Origin of the sequence: Pontibacter sp. E15-1 (genome assembly GCF_022601975.1) — a bacterium.
Lineage (GTDB): Bacteria > Bacteroidota > Bacteroidia > Cytophagales > Hymenobacteraceae > Pontibacter.
On record NZ_JAKVIR010000022.1, the window covers coordinates 39838 to 59517 of the forward strand.

General features: G+C 51.0%; 19 protein-coding genes. 10 read left to right on the plus strand and 9 right to left on the minus strand.

The annotated features are described in order from the left end of the window. Nucleotides 1-10 precede the first annotated feature (10 nt). The 3 genes from MKJ04_RS15705 to MKJ04_RS15715 form a co-directional block, all read right to left on the minus strand. Nucleotides 11-1342 (minus strand): TolC family protein, encoded by a 1332-nt coding sequence (locus MKJ04_RS15705; protein ID WP_241642603.1) that lies wholly within the window; start codon nt 1340-1342, stop codon nt 11-13. A gap of 230 nt (nt 1343-1572) precedes the next feature. Next, nucleotides 1573-2145: a TetR/AcrR family transcriptional regulator gene (locus MKJ04_RS15710; RefSeq protein ID WP_241642604.1), complete on the minus strand. Its 573-nt coding sequence runs from the start codon at nt 2143-2145 to the stop codon at nt 1573-1575. 336 nt (nt 2146-2481) lie between these two features. Continuing rightward, nucleotides 2482-3012, minus strand: a complete 531-nt coding sequence (locus MKJ04_RS15715; protein WP_241642605.1) for a GNAT family N-acetyltransferase — start codon at nt 3010-3012, stop codon at nt 2482-2484. A gap of 329 nt (nt 3013-3341) precedes the next feature. On the opposite strand from MKJ04_RS15715, the gene MKJ04_RS15720 reads away from it, so the two are divergent. Beyond that, nucleotides 3342-3728, plus strand: coding sequence for a cupin domain-containing protein (locus tag MKJ04_RS15720; protein WP_241642606.1), 387 nt, complete (start codon nt 3342-3344; stop codon nt 3726-3728). Between the two features lie 846 nt (nt 3729-4574). Next, nucleotides 4575-5456, plus strand: a complete 882-nt coding sequence (locus MKJ04_RS15725; protein WP_241642660.1) for an alpha/beta hydrolase — start codon at nt 4575-4577, stop codon at nt 5454-5456. 189 nt (nt 5457-5645) lie between these two features. Here the strand turns inward: MKJ04_RS15725 and MKJ04_RS15730 are convergent, their stop codons facing one another. Next, nucleotides 5646-6014 carry a YkvA family protein gene (locus MKJ04_RS15730; RefSeq protein ID WP_241642607.1) on the minus strand — a complete coding sequence of 123 codons (369 nt, stop codon included), beginning with the start codon at nt 6012-6014 and terminating at the stop codon, nt 5646-5648. A 289-nt stretch (nt 6015-6303) separates the two neighbouring features. On the opposite strand from MKJ04_RS15730, the gene MKJ04_RS15735 reads away from it, so the two are divergent. Further along, nucleotides 6304-6888, plus strand: coding sequence for an SRPBCC family protein (locus MKJ04_RS15735; RefSeq protein ID WP_241642608.1), 585 nt, complete (start codon nt 6304-6306; stop codon nt 6886-6888). Then, entirely contained in the window at nt 6872-7402 is a 531-nt protein-coding gene (locus MKJ04_RS15740) for a DinB family protein (RefSeq protein ID WP_241642609.1), read from the plus strand. Before MKJ04_RS15735 ends, MKJ04_RS15740 begins: the two co-directional genes overlap by 17 nt. Before the next feature lie 102 nt (nt 7403-7504). On the opposite strand, the gene MKJ04_RS15745 is transcribed toward MKJ04_RS15740, so the two are convergent. After that, complete coding sequence (locus MKJ04_RS15745) at nt 7505-8833, minus strand: PhoH family protein (protein ID WP_241642661.1); 1329 nt, start codon at nt 8831-8833, stop codon at nt 7505-7507. 397 nt (nt 8834-9230) lie between these two features. Here MKJ04_RS15745 and MKJ04_RS15750 point away from each other — a divergent pair, with 397 nt between their 5' ends. Continuing rightward, nucleotides 9231-9743, plus strand: a complete 513-nt coding sequence (locus tag MKJ04_RS15750; RefSeq protein WP_241642610.1) for a toxin-antitoxin system YwqK family antitoxin — start codon at nt 9231-9233, stop codon at nt 9741-9743. Nucleotides 9744-9750: 7 nt separating this feature from the next. Here MKJ04_RS15750 and MKJ04_RS15755 read toward each other — a convergent pair whose 3' ends face one another. After that, a complete protein-coding gene (locus tag MKJ04_RS15755; protein ID WP_241642611.1) occupies nt 9751-10371 on the minus strand; it encodes a helix-turn-helix domain-containing protein in 621 nt (206 codons plus the stop codon). 70 nt (nt 10372-10441) lie between these two features. Further along, entirely contained in the window at nt 10442-10813 is a 372-nt protein-coding gene (locus MKJ04_RS15760) for a DUF3127 domain-containing protein (protein WP_241642612.1), read from the minus strand. 164 nt (nt 10814-10977) lie between these two features. On the opposite strand from MKJ04_RS15760, the gene MKJ04_RS15765 reads away from it, so the two are divergent. Continuing rightward, nucleotides 10978-11916 (plus strand): isoaspartyl peptidase/L-asparaginase family protein, encoded by a 939-nt coding sequence (locus tag MKJ04_RS15765; RefSeq protein WP_241642613.1) that lies wholly within the window; start codon nt 10978-10980, stop codon nt 11914-11916. A 119-nt stretch (nt 11917-12035) separates the two neighbouring features. Here the strand turns inward: MKJ04_RS15765 and MKJ04_RS15770 are convergent, their stop codons facing one another. Then, nucleotides 12036-12926: a cyanophycinase gene (locus tag MKJ04_RS15770; protein WP_241642614.1), complete on the minus strand. Its 891-nt coding sequence runs from the start codon at nt 12924-12926 to the stop codon at nt 12036-12038. 311 nt (nt 12927-13237) lie between these two features. On the opposite strand from MKJ04_RS15770, the gene MKJ04_RS15775 reads away from it, so the two are divergent. After that, on the plus strand, nt 13238-13726 hold the full coding sequence (locus tag MKJ04_RS15775) for a ferritin-like domain-containing protein (RefSeq protein ID WP_241642615.1): 489 nt from the start codon (nt 13238-13240) through the stop codon (nt 13724-13726). A 141-nt stretch (nt 13727-13867) separates the two neighbouring features. Here the strand turns inward: MKJ04_RS15775 and MKJ04_RS15780 are convergent, their stop codons facing one another. Then, nucleotides 13868-15670: a M1 family metallopeptidase gene (locus tag MKJ04_RS15780; RefSeq protein ID WP_241642616.1), complete on the minus strand. Its 1803-nt coding sequence runs from the start codon at nt 15668-15670 to the stop codon at nt 13868-13870. A gap of 471 nt (nt 15671-16141) precedes the next feature. Between MKJ04_RS15780 and MKJ04_RS15785 the strand changes: the two genes are divergently transcribed. From MKJ04_RS15785 to MKJ04_RS15795, 3 genes are all read left to right on the plus strand, one after another. Then, nucleotides 16142-17881 (plus strand): murein L,D-transpeptidase, encoded by a 1740-nt coding sequence (locus MKJ04_RS15785; protein WP_241642617.1) that lies wholly within the window; start codon nt 16142-16144, stop codon nt 17879-17881. A 58-nt stretch (nt 17882-17939) separates the two neighbouring features. Next, the gene (locus MKJ04_RS15790; RefSeq protein WP_241642618.1) at nt 17940-18494 is read left to right on the plus strand and encodes a plastocyanin/azurin family copper-binding protein; all 555 of its coding nucleotides are present in this window, start codon (nt 17940-17942) and stop codon (nt 18492-18494) included. Nucleotides 18495-19129: 635 nt separating this feature from the next. Continuing rightward, nucleotides 19130-19552: a helix-turn-helix transcriptional regulator gene (locus tag MKJ04_RS15795; protein ID WP_241642619.1), complete on the plus strand. Its 423-nt coding sequence runs from the start codon at nt 19130-19132 to the stop codon at nt 19550-19552. Nucleotides 19553-19680: the final 128 nt, after the last annotated feature.

The window sequence follows — 19680 nt, forward strand, 5'->3', positions numbered from 1 at the left end:
ATTGCTGTGTTTAGTAGTTGATATTTGTTTCGCCGATGGCACGCTGATAATCCAGTTTGCTGGCAAGCACCCCAAAAAGGGCATTGTAGTAATTGAGCTGCGTGGTGCGGAGGTCGGTCTCGGCCACAATCAGATCGACGTAGGCTTTGATGCCCTCGTCGTACTGAAGCCGGATGATGTCATACACCTCCTGCGCCGCCTGCATGTTGTCGCGGAGGGTCAGCCACTCAAAGTAATTGCTTTTGTAATTAGCCAGGGCAGTCTGGTACTCGGTGTTGATCACCTTCCGGGTGTTTTCTACCTCTACCTCCGCGCGCTGCTCCTGCAGCCGGGCTATCTTCAGGTTCTGCAGCCGCTTGGTCCCTTGAAAAATAGGGAGCGACACCTGCAGCCCGACCCCCGAGGTGGGGTATGACTGGTTGTAAAGCTGGGCGAACTCGTTGTTGAAGTACAGGGAGTTGTAGTTGACGTATGCCGAAACAGTGGGAAGGAAGCCCCATTTGCTGTTGCTCGTGTTCAGCTGCAGGATCTGCTGCTGCACGCGCAGTTGCTGCAGCTCCACGCGGTTGGTGAAGTCCACGAGCTGTGTGGTGTCCAGCAGCACGGCCTGCTGCATGGTGTCGTAATCGTACGCCAGGTCCAGTTCATCCTCAATCGGGAAGCCCATCAGCTGCTTCAGGTAAGCCTGCTTCGCTTTTACGGACTCCTGGGCGCGCTTGCGGTCGCTGCGGATGTTACCCAGCGTGATGGCGGCGCGCTGGTAGTCGGTCTTATCCACCAGGCCAACCTCAAATCGGCTGCGGGCATCCTTATACTGCTTTTCCTGGCGGGCATAGTTCTCCTCCAGAATCCGAACCTGCTCCTGCGTCAGCAGCAGGTCGTAAAAGGCCTTGCTCACGTCCACCACGGTGTTGATGCGGGTGTCCTGGGTGTTGAGTTCCAGCCGCTGCCGCGTGTAGCCCGAGGCGCGGGAGGCCAGCAGCAAATCGTTGCTGAATAGCGTTTGGTTAGCCTGGAACTGGATATTGGAGTTGTAGTTACGGCCCAGCGTCACGAGCTCATTCCCGAAGGGCTGCTGTTGCAGCTTCAGGTTTTTGACCCCGCCATACGTGGCCGAGATCTGCGGATACCACTCCGAGAGCTTCGCCTTGATCTGGTGATCACCGATTTGCTCGTCGAGGCGGGCTTGTTCCACCGCTGCCCGGTTTTGCAGCGCATAGGCCACGCATTGTTCCAGCGTCAGGCCGTCCGTGTCACGCAACGCCCTGTCCTGCGCCATGAGCAGGCCCGGGAACAGCAGCACGCCCAGCCAAAGGGACTTCAGTCTATTCAGAAATTTCATCAAAAATGTGCGTAATAAGTATGTCAATAAAATCCGTTCAGTTTATAATTGTGCTACAGCGGGGTAGAGGGTATAGCTTCAACAAAAAAGCTTCGTCGTGACAAGTCCTTTTGCAGCTTGGTATACCAATGCAAGGAGTATCGGAGCAGGGAAAGCAGGAATGTATACCATGTCTGAAGTTTAAACTTTAAAGCAAACAATCCTTACCTAACCCGTTATCCGGGAAAATGTTATCGCGCCGCCATACCGTCCCACATGATTTGCGCGATTTGCTGCAGATCGTTGCCGCCAAACTGTAGCTTCTTGTGCCGGTGCACCTTGGCCGTGGTGATGATACTCCCGTGTACCACCATGGCCAGGATCTCCGGGTTGGCCTCTCGTAAATGGTGCTGTTGCACGCCTTCCTCAAAAAACTGGCGCATCGTTTTGTGGAACGCGTCCAGAGGGTCGAGCGGCTTTTGGGTATAGTATGGCGAGTTGACAAACTGCTCGAAAAATATCAGCACGCTGGGGTTATCACGGTAAAAATCGAACAGGCTGTGCCAAAGCGCAAAAAAGCGCTGCTGATACGGGAGCGCCTGGTCGTCTGCATGCTGCATAGCCTCGAGGCTCTGTTGCTTTACGTGGCTATACAACTCACAAATCAGGCGTTCTTTGCTCTCGAAATAATGATAGATGGTACCTGCGGCCACGCCAGCCTTCTTGGCCACCATGCTCATAGGCGTCCCATGAAAGCCATGCTCTTGTATCAGTTGCAGGGTGCTTTCCAGTATCGCTTTTTTCTTCTCCGCTAACGCTTCCATGCCGTGTCCGGGGTTAATTGAATGTTCATTCGGTCGCAAAGGTAACCGGATTTGCGTGATTGGATGCGGAAAATCATGATTTTTTGACTGAAGAGGAAGGCAGGTATAAAAAAGGGGGAAGCTGATACTTTTATTTTGATCTTAAAATCAGTTAGCTGCGGGAGACATCCATACATCTTTCTACTTAAAAGAGTAGATGAAACCGCTCTATCAGCTTCTTGGTTCGAAAGCTATCTGCCGGGGCCATCATTGTCCGAAACATCGGTTCAATACTTTAATTTAGAAAAGGTGTAGTATAAAGAGTTTACTTATAGAGAGCAGCAATGGTGCGGGGAGTTATATAGTGAACGCTTCTGGATATTCGACTTTTCCGGAGATTCCTTTTAAGCCATTATCAATCAGTTCTATTGCCATGAAGTTTTCTTTTGGAACATCAAACGGGGATTCAATTCCAAACGTATGCGCTTGTCGATATCCAAATCTTGGATAGTAATTTTCGTGACCTAGAACCACTACTGAGGTATACCCCATCTTTCTCGCAATTTCATGCGCTTTTGCAATTAACATTCCGCCAATCCCCATGTTCTGGAACTCAGGAATGACTGAAACAGGAGCAAGTGCCAAAGAAACAAATTCGGCAGCAGTATTTTTAATTTTGATTTTAGTCAGCAAAATATGGCCAACAATTTTGCCCTCCACTTCCGCCACAAGCGACAATTCCTGAATAAACGAATCAGATTCTCTCAACCGTTCGACAAGAAAGTGTTCCCTGTGATCACTGAATTCTTCCTTCCCGAAGGAGTCTTTTATCAATTCAAAAACTGCTATATGGTCCGTAGGTTTTTCGTGCCTTATTAAAATATTCATCAAACTGGTTTATTTTCTATTTTCTATATTATACCCAGCCATGGTATAGCTGGTGACCCGGCCTATACACCAACCGGCTGATTTCAAAGGCGCACCATGCCAGTTAGCGCTGGTGGGGCCGTCGACTCATATGGGCGAGCTAAGCGTGTTTTTTCTCATCATATTATAATAAAATCTTTTTTTTGTTAATATTTCATCAGGATTATACATTTAACAGTATAAAGTAAAAACGAAAGCTATAATTATATACAACCTATTACTTTTTAAACGGATGCTGCAATAGCAGTGTAACCAGTAAAGCCATACGTAACACTTTTAAGGGCACAAATATGAAAATTGCAAAACAAGACATTGAAGTCAAATTGGAAATACCGGGCGCTATTATCCGTCAGGCTACTAATTTTGGCGACGCATCCGGATTAGGCAAGATTAGCGCTGAGTATTTCAGTCTTTCTGCAGGAGTGGACACGACGCCCTTGTTCGTTGGGCTAGAAGGTAATATGTGCCAAAGCCCTCACTGGGGATTCCTCATGAGCGGTCAACTCACAAGTACCAATGCTGAAGGCACCCAGGAAGTTGTCAACGCAAATGATTTATTTTACTGGCCACCAGGGCATAACATTCTGGTCAATCAAGATGCGGAGATTGTCATGTTCAGCCCTCAGAAAGAGCACAGTCATGTAATCAATCACATGATCGAGAAGATCAAGGGATAAGGGCAAAATAAGAAAGCCTTCGAATCAATAAAGTATGCTGCTTAGTGCTTCGCCAAATTAAAAATTAGAAATTAAGATTTAGAAGTGAGGCATAAAATCCGTTTCTATGCATATAAAAACAAACGCGAATTCTGGTAATTAAATTGGTCGAGCACTAGTTATCGCATCATGATTGTTGAAAGTTAAAGCTGCAAAGCCATTGGTTTTGCTTCGCTTGCCTGTGGGTGAGTTCTCGCCTTAATTTCCCGTATTCGTGCCCTCACGCGTCCACCAGGTGTGCTGACAGGTATTGTTTCCATTTTCTGAAATTTACATGCTTATTCCTGTTGATTTCCCCACCTGTATGTAGTAACTACTATATAAAAATATCAATTACATCTTGTTCACCTTTCGCGCCTTTTTTTGTTCACAAAAAACAACACATCCCATTTTTAGAAGCGCGATTTTTTCCGAACAGCCTACCCATCGCTTCTTAAAATTCCCTTCTGCCTGTTCTTTAGTGAAAGTTTTCTAATACATACAAGCCGTATGTTCTCCGATTATGACGTGTCTGTTAGGGCTTTATATGCTTTTTAGCCGCTGCTGCGCGAGTTCCTGAGTTGAAATCCAGCAGCTTCTGAATACAGGCGTACCGAATGAGCGGGTACCCCTGGTGCAATCCGGTAAGCTGCCTATACCTTCTGGGGTATACCGCACAGCAGTCGGATCTGCTAACTCGTACTTGCTCCGCGACAAGAAAAGATGGGCTTGCGAGTAACTGTTTCCGGACAAAATCAGATGATATAACCTAGCTATTTGCTATCATTACCTTGCTGAATCTATTTTCACCTCACCTTAAACAACATGATGCGAAAAAGTTACCTGTTAACTCTGTTGGCTGCCCTGTTCTTGCTGCACGGCAGTCTTCTGGCCCAGACCTCGGGAAAAGTGATGGACAACCTGACGATGAAAAGCAAGATACTGAAGAGCAACCGCAAGTATGCCGTTTACCTGCCACCCGGCTACAACGACTCCCAGCGAAGCTACCCGGTACTCTACCTCCTGCATGGTGCCGGCGACGACCAGACGGGCTGGGTGCAGTTTGGCGAGGTGCTGCGCCTTACAGACAAGGCGATTGCCGACGGCACTGCCACCCCCATGATCATTGTCATGCCGGACGCCAATACCGGGCAGCGCGGCTATTTTAACGATGCCACTGGTGAGTGGCGCTATGAGGATTTCTTCTTCGAGGAGTTTATGCCGTTTGTAGAGAAGGAATACCGCATTAAGTCGGAGAAACGCTTCCGTGCCGTGGCGGGCCTGTCGATGGGGGGCGGGGGCTCTTTTATGTATGCGCTGCATCACCCGGAGCTGTTCTCGTCGGCCTGCCCCTTGAGCGCCGCCGTAGGGGCCTTGTCGCTGGCCGAGGCGAAAACGTTTATGGCGCGCATCGGCAACAAACCGGTGACGGCCACCGATGCCCAGGTAGAGGCGCACTACAAACGCAACAGCGCCCTCGAGCTGATCGGGGCCATGCCCGCCGACTCTGTGAAACAGGTGCGCTGGTACATCGACTGTGGCGACGACGACTTTCTGTATGAGGGCAACGCGCTGGTGCATATCGCGATGCGAAAAAAGGAGATCCCGCATGAGTACCGCGTGCGCGATGGTGCCCACAACTGGACTTACTGGCGGGAGGCGCTGCCGCAGGTGCTCGGCTTTGTCTCCGAAAGCTTCCATCAGCATTAACACCCCACCATCAAAAAGCCCCGCCTGCTGCTACAGACGGGGCTTTTTGATGGTGGTGAGATGGTAATAGTTCTTTGGAGGGTATAAAACCGGGGTGTCTGGGCTCCACGCTTCATGTAGTTATACCTCAGCGAACAGTCTAAAATTCAGGCTATTGGCTTTTTATACCCCCCACATTGCGCATATTGCTTACAGTGAGCCGATGCGGGAGTGGTCGAAATTGCGGTCGTCTTCCCACTGCTTGAAGCGCGTGATCTCTTTCTGGAAAGCGTCCACGAACCAGGCCATCAGGCTGATGTCATCCAAGAGGCCGATGCCGGGTATAAAATCAGGTATGATATCGAGCGGGGTAACCAGGTAGAGTAACACCGCCACGCCGATCAGCAGTGATTTATTGGATACCTCCCGGTACTCGCCGCGCATGTACGCTTTGATAAGCCGAATGAACGAGAACATAAAGGCTTTCAGCTGGTCGAAGCCGCTTTGTGCGTTGTCCGTGTCCACCAGTTTGCCGTAGGCCGATGTGAGCAGGACGCCCAGCTTCAGGGGTTTAGTCATATACCCCCCGGCTTTCCCGAGGAATTTCTTGAATAAAGGATTTTGAGAGTACTGCAGTCCCTTAGTTATCCAGTCTTTTAACATGTTTTTAGATTTAATATATAGCCTCTTTACTCTTCTCTACGTGAGTATTTCTTAATAAGCTGCCTTCGCTACTTTTGTTTTACTTTTGGGCCTTATACGGCCAAAAAATATTTATAGCCACCTGCTTGATTCCTACACAAAAGCTCGCTTAAATTAGGGTATGAATTGGCAATAGCCGTTCTTCTGTAAATCCATACCACTCCCCATGAAGCTCTCCTCAAAAGTGATTGTAGCCTTGCCCTTGCTGGCCGTGGGCCTGGCGTGCGCAACCTATGCCGTGCTGCCCACCCAAATGGATGTGGAAGAGCGCCTGGTGCTGGAGGCATCGCCGGAGGAGGTATACGCCCTGCTGGAAAACCCGACGCAATGGGAGCGGTGGAGCCCGGTGAACAAGCAGGCAGACCCCTCTATGATCCGGCTTTACGGCGGCCCGATGGCCGGTGCCGGGGCGCGCATGCAATGGAGCGGCGACAGGGTAGGGAACGGGGAACTGCTGATCACGGAAAGCCTCCGCCCCGCGCAACTGGCGTACCTGCAACACGAGCATAAAAACGCTGGCAGCATCCAGGGTGCCATCACGCTGGCGCCTGTGCCGGGGGGCACGCAGGTGGTATGGCGGCAGCAGGCTGTGGTGGGCCAATATCCCTGGGGCCGGGTGCAGGGGCTGCTGCTGCAACGCCGCAAACAGGAAGAGGCTCAAAAAGGATTGCAAAACCTCCAAACCTTACTAGTGGATTCCAGTAAGAAAAAAGCAGCTAAAAAAAGAACGACCTATGCCGACCGCCATTAACAGACCATCAGAGGAGGAATACCCCGCGATCTATCAAGACTATATGGACCGTCTGCCGGAGGGCGACATTTTGTATATACTGGAAAAACAGGCCGTGGACCTTCGTTATATGTTCAGGCACATCTCCGACGAGCGCGCCGAAGAAGCCTATGCGGAAGGCAAATGGACCATGAAGGAGCTGCTCCAGCACCTAATTGACGCTGAGCGGATATTCGGGTACCGCGCGCTGTGCTTCAGCAGGGGCGAGGAAACCCCGCTGCCCGGCTGGGACGAGGCCAGGTATGTCTATAACTCCCTTGCCAATATCCGGCCTTTGGAAAACATACTGGATGAGTATGAACTGACCCGACGCTCCAATCTGGCCATGTTCCGGAGCTTTACCTTTGAGATGCTGAACAATTACGGCCAGGCCAGCGGCCGAACGCTCTCACTGCGCGGGCTTATCCATGTGATGGCCGCACACGAATTGCACCACATGCACATGCTGGAAAACTACTATCTGAAAAAGAAATAAGCGCGGTTATTCTTGTATTACCTGACAGGGCACAACGCAAAACCGCCAGAGCATTGACGTGTCCTGGCGGTTTTGCGTTGTGATCCATACCCTATATTACTTCTACAGCAACTCGTTGGCCAGATTGGCCAGTTCGGAGCGTTCGCCTTTGAGTAGCGTGATGTGTGCGTACAGCGGATGGTCCTTGGCCCGGTCAATCAGGTAAGAGAGGCCATTGCTTTGCGAATCGAGGTAGGGCGTGTCAATCTGGTGAATGTCGCCGGTGAACACGATCTTCGTGTTTTCTCCTGCCCGCGAGATAATGGTCTTCACCTCGTGTGGCGTCAGGTTCTGGGCTTCATCCACAATAAAGTAAATGTTCGATAAACTGCGCCCCCTTATATAGGCCAGCGGCGTGATCATGAGCTTCTCCAGATCCACCATGTCGCGTATTTTCTGAAACTCCTTGCTCGTCTCGGCAAACTGGTTCTGGATGTATTTCAGGTTGTCCCACAGGGGTTCCATATAGGGGTTGAGTTTTGATTTGATATCGCCGGGAAGATAGCCGATGTCCTTGTTGCTGAGCGGCACCACGGGGCGGGCCAGATAAATTTGCTTATACTCCCGGCGCTGCTCAATGGCCGAGGCGAGGGCCAGCAGCGTTTTGCCAGTGCCCGCCACCCCCTGCACAGAGATCAGCTTCACGTTCGGGTTGAGCAGGGCATGCAGGGCAAAGGTCTGCTCCGCATTGCGTGGCTTCACCCCAAAGGCGGTAACCTTGTCTACCCGCTCCAGGTGTTTTTCCGCAGCGTTGTAAAAGGCCAGGGTCGAGCTTTTAAAGCTTTTCAGAATGAAGAAGTGATTGTCGGTTGGGGGATTCGGCAGCACTTTCGCGGTTTCGCACACGCCCTTCTCATACAATTCGCTGATAACTGGCGCGGCCACGTCTTCTATCGTGTCGCTGCCGGTATACAGGCCGGCCACATCCTGAATCTTGCCGGTTTCATAGTCCTCGGAGGTAATGTTCAGGGCACGGGCCTTCAGGCGCAGGTTAATGTCTTTGGTAACGAGCACGATCTTGCTCTCCGGCATTTCCTGCTTCAGCGTCAGGGCCGAGTTCAGGATGCGGTGGTCGTTTTTGTCCCCGAAAATCGTGGTGGCGTCCAGGGCGGTCGCCTTGTTCATCAGCACTTTGAAAGACCCTTTCCTTTTGCCGTTCAGCGGCAGCCATTCCTGCAGCTTGTGCTCAGCCGACAGCTTGTCGATAAAGCGGATAAACTCGCGGGCCTCAAAGTTCTTGATGTCATTGCCTTTCTTAAAGTTGTCGAGCTCTTCCAGCACCGTGATCGGGATGGCGACGTCGTGCTCCTGAAAGTTCTGCACGGCGCTGTGGTCGTACAGGATGACGGAGGTGTCGAGCACAAACACCTTTTTACCAGAGGCTTCTGCCATCTTTGGCTTGGCTGCTTTGGTTTTAGGCGTGGCGTTGGATTTTGATACTTTCATGTTGCCGGAAGCGGCAGGTGAGGTTCTGGGGCTGGCCATAGGCGATAGGGGCTAAGGGTGAAATTGTATCCATTGATTTCTTTTCGATGCTCCTGCTTTGGAGCTTGTTCAGCATACGTGTTGCCGGGCAAACGTGAATTATACTGAAGGCTCCAGGCCTGTTTACGTGGTCGCGGCAGGGGTGGCTGCCTCCACGTATGGCCTGTTCCTGGGGGTATAAACACATGAATAAGGATACAATTTAATTCAGGAATATACAAGCTTAATTGTCAGAACTTTAATCTGTGATCGGTGTATAACTAAAGAATTAGTTATACTGAGAATTTTTTTGTTTTTTTAGCCCATGACGACACAGCCACGCCATATACCCACCGGAGTTCTCCTTATCTGTCTGACCGTGAGTGCGCTGTTCCTCGCTCCGTTTAAAACGCTGGCACAGCCAACCGACAGAAGCACCCAGGCAAAGGCCAGGCAGGGGGTATGGCCCTTTCGCATCAACCGCCTCGACGCTGACGGGCGATTTCATGGCCGCTGGAAAGTATGGGGGCCAGAGGGAAGGGGTATTCTGCGGAAGGGGCGGTTCCGCCATGGCAAAGAAGTTGGCACCTGGCGGTATTATTACCCAGGCGGCACGCTATACCTGGTGGAAAAGCACCATCGGAAAAGCGGGCTCCTGCGTGTGCGGCGTTACCACGAAAACGGTGCATTGGCAAAAGAAGGGCAGGCGGCCACCGTTACCGAGGGTGGGATAATCCGGTACTACTGGTTTGGCAGCTGGCGGGTGTATGACGAGACAGGCGCATACAGCCACGCGGAGTATTATATTGACGGGAAGCTGCTCGAAATAAGGCGTTGAGAAAAATTTAGCTCAGGGTATAGAATGCCTCCTTTTGTTTATCGTGCAGGCGCAGATAACCATGGATCACGAGTTTGACCAGCGTGCGGTAAGCCCGGCGCTCCGAAAGGTTTGCCAGTTTCATGTACTGCTTCAGGGTGATGCGCGGGGATGCCTTTAAATAGTCGAGGACGGCCAGTTCGTGGCGCTCAAGCGGTAGTGGGGTATGCTCCGGGTCTTCGTGCGCCAACACTTTATCCACCAGTTTGCTGGTCTGCACGCTGGTGTCGCGCACGCGCACATAGGCCCGCCAGTCGTCCTGTTTCACCTTGGCATAGTGTGGCTTAACCCTGCTCTTCTGTATGATCACTTTCAGTATGGTGCAGTCATCCTCTTCCGCTTCCTCATACCGGATTCGCAGGGGCGGATCGCAGTAAAAGTCGGCTGCCAGCTGCAGGGTGTGCTTTTCCTCTTCCGGGTCCACGCCCACGATCGTGCCGTCGTCTTTCACTCCCACCAGAATCATACCTCCCCGCGTATTGGCGAATGAAACAAGGGTGCGCGCGATTTTGTCTGGCTGCGAAATGCGCTGCTTAAAATCGACGGTATCGCTCTCGCCAAGTAAGATCAGTTGCTTTATATCTTCCACAGGTAGCCAGAAGCAGGAAAAGCGGACTCAAAGCCCGCTTTTCCTGAACATACATCTATTGAGGTATAACTTAGAAAGGCAGATCGTTGTCTGCGTCGCTGCTATAGAAAGAAGGGGCGTCCTGCTGCGTTGCGGCACCGCCTGTAGGGGCGCCGGCGTTGCCAGTAGCGGGCTCTAACCTCCAGGCCTGCAGGTTGGTGAAGTACATGGTTGTGCCGTTTTTAGTGAAGGGCTTGCCTGTCAGGTTAAACGTCACTTTCACCTCATCGCCATTTTTGAAGGCATCTAAGAGGCTGGTTTTGTCCTGCGTGAGCTGGAACTTTACATACTGCGTGTAAGAGCCATCCGGAACCTCCAGCACAAACTCGCGCTTCTTGAATTTGTCACTGACCTGTTGCTCGTCAAACGTTTCGTACAGCTTTCCTTGAATATCAAACGACATAATATAGTAATTAAAATAGGTTATCTTGATTAGAACAAAGATAACGAAAATTCTGCTGTTTTTGGTCCATTTTCGGGCGAGGTTCCGAGAAAAATTGCGCCTTTAAAACAGCCCGTCCTGATCCAGCGTACGCAAAGGCCACACGGGTATAACACACAAAAGAGATGAAGAACATAGCCATAGCCATACATGGAGGTGCCGGAACCATTACCAGGGCGTCGTTGACGGCCGCGCAGGAAGCCGCTTATACCGCAGCCTTGCGGGATGCGGCAGAGGCCGGGCATCAGCTGTTGCTGGCCGGGAAAACTGCGCTCGACGCAGTGGCGCTGGCCGTAACGGTTTTAGAGGACAGCCCCTTGTTTAACGCTGGCCGCGGCGCCGTATTCACCAGTGAGGGCAAGCATGAGATGGACGCAGCTATCATGTGCGGCAAAACATTGGAGGCAGGGGCAGTGGCTGGCGTGCAGGGTATCCGCAACCCGATCGCGTTGGCCAGGGAAGTTATGCTGCATTCTGAGCACGTGTTGCTGAGCGGGAGAGGGGCAGAGGAGTTTGCCCGAAACCAGGGTATAGCCTTTGCCCCGGAGGCCTACTTCTACGATGCTTTCCGCTTCCGGCAATGGAGCGAGGTCCGGGACTCCGAAACGTTTATGCTGGACCATACCGCGCAAAAGGAGAAAAAATTCGGGACAGTGGGTGCCGTGGCCTTAGACCAGAACGGGAACACGGCAGCGGCTACTTCCACCGGCGGCATGACCAACAAGCGCTACAACCGGGTGGGCGATTCCCCCATCATAGGGGCAGGGACTTATGCCAACGACGCTACCTGCGCCATTTCCTGCACCGGGCATGGGGAGTATTTCATGCGGGCCGTGGTTGCTTACGACGTTTCCTGTTTGATGGAGTACAAAGGCTTCACACTGCAGCAGGCCTGCGAGGAGGTGGTGTTACGGAAACTGGTAAAGTTAGGCGGCGAAGGCGGCCTAATTGCGGTTAATGCAGCAGGGGAGCTGGCGTTGCCCTTTAACTCAGAGGGGATGTATCGGGCCAGCAAGCAGAACGAGGAACCGACAGTGGTGGGAATCTATAAAGAAACCACGTGAATTTGCAGGCTGTAATTTGGGAGGGGCTGCCTGTGCTCTTGCATTCAGATCTTTTTAGGGTATGATTGAATTTCGCGTCTAAAAAGTTGATTGAGAAACATGCGCTATACCGTAGCGCATCACGTTGCCTTCTTTAACCTTGACCGCTCATAGGCGTCGGCGCTTTTGAAGAAGCGGCGGGCATTAAAATCATACAGGTTGCCTTTGGCCAGCGCGTGCATCACCATGTTGTCGATGGCAATGGGCCGGCCTTTCTCCACCTCATTCACATTGGTATAGTGTACGTTGTGGCTGTCCATGATCACCACCAGGTTAGACCCGATCGTTTCGATCATATGTCCCTCAGTCAAAAGTATTCCGGTGTCCTCGCCTAAGCCAACCCCTACGGATTTTGGGTGCGTCACCACTGCCTCCATCAGGCGGCCAAAGCGCCCCCTGGTCACGAAGTGCGTGTCGATGATCATGCCTTCCACCAGGTTGAGCCCTTCCCCGATCTTAACCGAGCCACGCAGCAGCGAATCGGTGGCGCTCCCCCCCTTGATCATCACCTGCGACATTGCCATCGCACCCGCACTGGTGCCCGCCAGAATGAAGTTCTCATTAAAATAGCGGTGCCGCAGAATCTCCATAAACTCCGTGTGCAGAAACATGCGCGTGAGCCGGGACTGGTCTCCGCCGCTGAACATTACCCCGTCCGCTTTTTTGATCCGCTCCAGGTATTCCGGCAACAACGCGTCTTCCTCTACCCGTATGTGCATCAGCCCCACTTTCTCTATACCCAAAATGCCAAAGGCACTCACGTAGCGCTCCCCAACTTCCTCCGGGATCATCGAAGCCGTTGTGATGACCTCAATATGCGGGTTCTTGGCGGGGATTTCCTGCAGGAAACGCTTAAGGATGCCTAACTCGAAAAAGTCCAGGTAATACTTCTTTTTGGTTCTTGGGTTGGGGTAGGTGCCTTTGTCCTCGTTCCCGCCGATGGCCATCAGTTTTCCTTTAGGTATATCCACAGATGCTGTAAAGAGTTTGGTGTTTCGGTAAGCGCTTGCTGCGCCGTTGCGTTTGCTTCCACAAAAGTACAGGATTTCAGTAAAATCGTTTCACAAAGTCGCGCGATGCTTTACCGGGAAAGGATTATTTTCAAGACTTCTAACATTTGATTATATAGATTAATTTATATTATATGTTCTGGTGGCACGCGAAAACAGATATTTGGCTAATAAAAAATCACATCTCATAAACTCGCAGTAACATGTGCCGTATAGGAGGTACAGAGGCTGCAAAGCCAATCATTATTTTTAACGCGTAACCTTTCCAAGCTATGAAACTTAATAACCTAAAGGATCTGATGATCCATGAACTACAGGATATACTTAATGCAGAAAAACAAATTACCAAAGCCCTCCCAAAAATGATTGAGGCGAGTGCCTCTTCCAAACTTAAGGATGCCTTTAAGACCCATTTAAAGCAAACTGAAAAGCACATTGAGCGCCTTGAGACAGTATGCAAGATGGTGGGCGTGGAGGCTAAGGGAGAAAAGTGCAAGGCCATGGAAGGCATCATCAAAGAATGTGATTCCATGATGAATGAAAAAGCGGATAAGAGCGTAATGGATGCTGCTCTGATTGGCTGTGCCCAGCGTGTGGAGCACTATGAGATTGCCGCCTATGGCACTATCTGTACCTACGCCAAGCAATTGGGTATGAACGACGTGCTGGACCAATTACTTATGACGCTGGATGAGGAGAAAAAAACTGACTCCCTGCTGACGCAAATCGCCGAAAGCACCGTAAACATTGACGCTGAATAGCGCTTATCGCGCTTACGAACGACATAAGAAGGGCTCTGTACCTTCGCTTCGCTTAACCAGCAGGTAGAAGGTGACAGAGCCCTCCAACTAGAAAACAGACACAGGAAAGGCCGCTAGTTTTAGCGGCCTTTCCTGTGTCTGTTACTTTAGCAACTCATCAAGGGTAACGGTAGCCACCGCATGGTAGTTTGGTCTGGCTTTGGCATATATGGCCAGTGCTTTTTCTTTGCCCTGCGGCGTTTTGATCAGCTGTTTGTAAAGCGGGACCAGAAACTTCCGGCGGCCCACAGTCGTCAGGAAAGCCTGCAAAGCAGTGTCGGCGCTCGCATAGTTGTTGCGAATGGTATGGAGGAACCAGGCGGCCAGCACCTCATTGTTGCCGGATGTCGTGAAATGGAAAGCCTTGTCCAGTTCGGTTAGCTGCTGTTGCGTCATGTCCTCTGGCAGCATCCGGATGAAGTGGAGCCATTCGTGGCTGGACCATCCCTGCGTGGCTAACTTTTCGGCGGGCACGCCCTTTTGCCAGCTTCGGAAGGTTTCTGCAACTTTTGCAAAGCGGTCAGAGGAGGGAGCCACAAAATCCTGGGGCAGGCCAGGGGTATAAACCCATCCCTCAATGTTTATCTTCTCAGCCAGCGCCGCATCTCCCTGGATCAATTCCGAGCGCAGGAAATTCAGGAACGTGTCGGTATAAGTGCTTTGGAAGGCATAGGTAGCGAAATACTTGTTGACGAAGGCGTCGAACCGTTCTCTGCCGACGGCTTTCTCTATATGCTGCAAAAAGAAGTTTCCTTTTTCGTAGGCGATATCGGTCAGGCCATCATCGGGGTCGCGCCCTTCCAGGTCTAGCTTCAGGCGCGTGTCCGGACTGTCGGCTCCCAACTCCTCCAGTGTGTGCCTCAGGTCCTGGTAACCGAGCACCTGCAGCATGTCGGCGTATTCCTTGCCATACAGCTCCTCCATAATCCGGCGCTCAAAATACACCGTGAAGCCCTCGTTCAGCCAAAAGTCGTTCCAGGTGCCATTTGTCACCAGGTTGCCACTCCAGCTGTGCGCCAGCTCGTGGGCGATCAGGCTGGTCAGGGACCGGTCTTTGGCAAGGACCGTGGGCGTTACAAAGGTGAGGCGTGGGTTTTCCATACCCCCAAACGGAAAAGAGGGCGGCAGCACCAGCAGGTCATACCTGTCCCAACGGTATTTGCCATAGATTTTCTCGGCTGCCACCAGCATTTTATCCATCTCGGCAAACTCGTAGGCTGCCGCCTCAATGGTGGCAGGCTCGGCGTAGATGCCCGTCTGCGGGCCGATCTCTCTGAAGGTCAGGTCACCCACCGACAGGGCCATCAGATAGGAGGGTATAGGCTGCCGCATCTCGAAGTTATACACCCCGCGCGGGTTCTTCTCGGTTGGGTTAGAGGCGCTCATTACGGCCAGAAGCTCGGCTGGCACTTGCACGGTGGCCGAATACGTGATGCGTATGCCCGGGCTATCCTGAATCGGGATCCAGGTGCGGGCCAGAATGGCTTGCGACTGGGTGAAGAGAAAGGGGTGCTGCTTGCCCGCAGTCTGTTGCGGGTTGAGCCACTGAAGTGCAGCTGCCTCGGGCGACGTGCGGTACTTGATCGTGACGCGCCTGGTATCAGGCTTTATTTTTACAAAGAGCGGTTGCCCGAGCACTTCGTCCGGGGTGCCGAGCCGAAAACTAGTTGGCTCCATATCGTCTCCCACAAAAGCCTGCTCAATTTGCAGACCGCGGGTATCAAACACAATCTCCTCCGTCCCGGTTTTGTTTTCGATTTGGTAAGCCGCCTGTCCGGAGAGTACCTTGTTGCCAAAATCCACGTCAATGTTCAGGTCCAGGTGCGTGGCAACGGCCTCGGAAGGCCGGGCAAAGCTGTGCACATCTTCAGAAAGCATTTCTGCGGCGCTTTGTTCTGTTGTCATAGTTTCTTGTTGTGTGGAGGGGGGTGTGGTACAGGCAGCAAGTTGCAGGCTTCCAGCCATACTAACCCCAAGTAAATAGCGGTGGTATACGTTCATGCGTTGTTGAGGATCTTGAGGTTCTAAGTTAAGCATTTGAGCCAATAGCCGAAACCTTTTGCAAATATCCGGCCTAACAAATAATAAAGGTTATTCATTGGGCTGCCATAAAAGATAACGCTCGACGGCGGTGCGGAACGCTTTTTGTACTCCGTATATTTTGATGCGTTCGTTTGTCACCGCCAAAGGTTTTCCAAACTAGCGATGTATAACAATTTATGCAGATTTGGGGTACAATGAGGGAACATATAAACAGGCCTACCCATTACTATTTGAAATGGTATTTTGTTTAGAATTAGTAGGCTCCCCATATATAGCTGTTTTCCTTATAAGTACTTACTTAGTCTGCACCAACACTAATAATAAATGCTCAATATGAACCCTTACACCACTAAATACCTGGCTGCCTCGATGATTGCCTTTATGGGGCTTTTCTCCACAGTCAGCTGCAACCAATCGTCTTCCGGGGAAGACGGCCAGAGTATCACCGATAATCTGTTCGGCGGTAAAGAGCTGCCACAGGCCACCACCGACAGCGCTTTCGTTAAGAATTTTCTGAAGCAAAAGCCCGAATTCAAGAAGCAGGAAGAGTTGATGTTTATGTTCTACGGCGACAGGGACTATAAACTAGGCTGGTTCCGTGATAATGAGTTGGTGCCAGAAACCGAGAAGTTTCTGGCTGCTATGGACAATGCCACAAAAGAAGGCCTTGACCCTAAGAACTATAAGGTGGTGGACCTCAACAAATTGTTGGAGCAGTATAAAAAAACGGAGTCGAGCGACTCGACCAGGCTGAAGCTGCAACAGGAAATCGATGTTGCCCTAACGGCATCTTATTTCAACTATGCATCCGACTTTTATAGGGGCCGTGTCAACCCAGAGGATGAGAAGGTCACCTGGGATGTCAAGAAGAATAAAATCAAGCTGCACAAGGCGCTGCAAACCATTCTGAAGGAGCGGGAGAGTACCTACCCGTATTATGAGTTCGAGGCACTGCATGCGGGCTATACCCGCCTCCGCGACAAGCTGCAAGTATACCGTGCCTTACAAGAGGCGGGTGGCTGGCCTAAGATTGACCTTGGGAACCGAAAAGTGCTGAAAGAGGGGGATACGGCAGTGGCTGTGCTGGCACTTCGCAAACGCCTGAACACTGATCAGAAGATTAACACGGCTGACCCGAAAATGCGTACCTACGACGCGAAGCTCGCCAAGCAGGTGAAGCATTTCCAGATGCTCAACGGCATGGCCGAAGACGGCGTGGTGGGAGGCAACACCCTGGCCAAACTGAACATTCCCGTAGAAGACCGTATCCGCCAGATCATGATTAACATGGAGCGCTGGCGCTGGATTCCGAAACGCATGGTGCCCAAGAACCTGGAGCAAAAGTATATCTGGGTGAACATTCCGGAATACAAAATGCACATCTACGAAGACCCTAACGGCGACCCTGACGCTGAGCGACAGTATAAGCAGGTGATGGACATGCGCGTTATCGTTGGAAAGACCATGCACTCTACACCGATCTTCAGCGACAAGCTGGAGTATGTGGTGATGGCTCCTTTCTGGAACGTGCCCAACACGATCGTGGCGGCCGAGATTAAGCCGCATATGCTGTCGAACCCGGGTTGGCTGGCCAGCCAGAATATGGAAGTCGTTACCCGCGACAAGGCCCGTTCACCTGTTTCTCCTTCCTCTATCGACTGGGGCAATGTAACGGAAAGCAATTTCAGCTATCTGGTGCGACAGAAGCCAGGACAGAAGAATTCGTTAGGCACGATCAAGTTCCTTTTCCCGAACGAGTATGCGGTATACCTGCACGACACCCCGGCGGACGCCCTCTTTAACCAGACATCGCGAGATTTCAGCCATGGCTGCGTGCGGGTGGAGTATCCGGTGGAACTGGCCAAGTACCTGCTCAAAGGACAGTCTGACTGGAATGAGTCCAGAATCAGGAGCACCATGAACGGAGGCGATGAAACCTGGGTAACACTGCCCAACAAAGTACAGGTATACATCGTGTATTTCACCAGTTGGGTGGACGAAGACGGAGAGATTCACTTCCGTGACGATATATATGGGCATGACAAAGAGTTAGAGAAGGAGTATTTTGGTTAAGCCGCTGAAGCTTTTGACCGCTTGTTCCTATGCTTCTTTAACTTAAAACCCCTATGCCATGAAAAATCGATTCTATACATGCTGTGTCGTGGGGGCAAGCCTGCTTCTCTGGAGTTGCAGCAGCCCGGATAGCGACAGCAGCGCCACAACAGGAACCGACAAAGCAGTGGCAGACAGTGCTACAGCCTCAAGCGCGCCTTTGGTGGAAGACCAGGATACCACGTTGCAAAAGGTGGAGGAGTTAACCCTCCATGCAATAGGTAATACATTAGATGAGATAGCCTACAGCGAAGACACTCTGGAGGTTAAGGCTGGCTCGCATGTGAAGTTGACGTTTAAAAACGATGGCGTAGATATGCCGATGATGCACAATGTGGTGTTCACAGCCCCGGATGCCTATAAAAAGGTGGCGATCGCCGGTGCGAAGATCGGCGCTTCTGGCAATTATATCCCCAACGACTCCCTGGTGTTCGCCTCTTCCCCCATGACATTGCCCGGGCAGACGGTAGAGGTGGTGTTTACTGCCCCTTTAAAGCCTGCCGCCTATAATTACGTCTGTACGTACCCAGACCACTGGCAACGCATGCATGGCGTTTTAATCGTGAAAGAGTAGCAGCTCCATAGTGTAAGCGTACGCTCATATACCCAATGCCCTGACTTTCGTGTAAAGTCAGGGCATTTTGCTTTTACGGCGTGCTGTTGATTTAGGGATTACCTACTATAGTCCAATTTCGCGTATACTCCTGGTTTAGGATGCCTCACACTACCTGCAACAGATGATTATGTCAGTTAGTGCAGGGGAAGCATTACTTTAACTCCGAGTTGTCATTAAGCCTACTGTAGATAAGTTGCTGTAATCTACGGATTTGTGGATAACTCGAGTTATCCACAAATCCGTAGATTACGTCTGCCATACTGTCAGTTTGTTGTTATTAAACAAGAAGTATAGCCATGCGTCCCCATAAACTATGTATAGTTTTAATGAGTAATCACATACATAGTATAACCGTTGAACGGCGCAAAGGCCAGAGTCTTAAATAGTAGTGTTTACAATTGTATATACATTTGTAATCACTGATACATCGGTCTTTTAATGCTGCTCGTAATAGTGTGTTATTAAGTTATTTGGTAATTAGAAACGTATGCCTATAATTCTGATTTTTTTTTTCAGCTTAATTCATTTGTGAAATGGGGAGGAATACGTAATTTACAATTGTATATACAATTGTAAATAGGAGTTTAGAGGTTATGGAGGATCGTATCCGGAGAGTAATGGAGTACAAGGGCTTAACTTCCACGCAACTAGCAGACAGCATTGAGGTGCCGCGCGCCACCATCAGCCATATCCTGAGTGGCCGCAACAAAGCGAGTATAGACGTAGTGATCAAAATCCTCAGCACCTACCGGGATATAGCCAGTAACTGGCTTCTCTTTGCAGAGGAGCCTATGCTAATAAACTTAGCCTCAACAGGTAAGCTAAAGCCCCCGCCAAAACCTGCCATGCAAGCAGCGCCGCAACAAGGTTCCCAGCCCGTAGAACCAGAGAAGGATGTAAAAAAAATGCAAGAAATCAAGCCTCCAGTTTCCTTGCCCGCTTTGCCTGAGAAGTCCATTGAACAGATCATGGTCTTTTATACCGACAAGACCTTCAGTGTCTACAAGCCATCATGAAGGAGTTGTAGATCGGTGAGGCTTACCTGCGCTGTGGCGCTCCGGAAAGTGAAGGGGTATACATACAGCTTGCATATTCGTGCTGGTGCCCCATCTGTGCTGCTGTTCGGTTGCTGGTAATCGTTTCA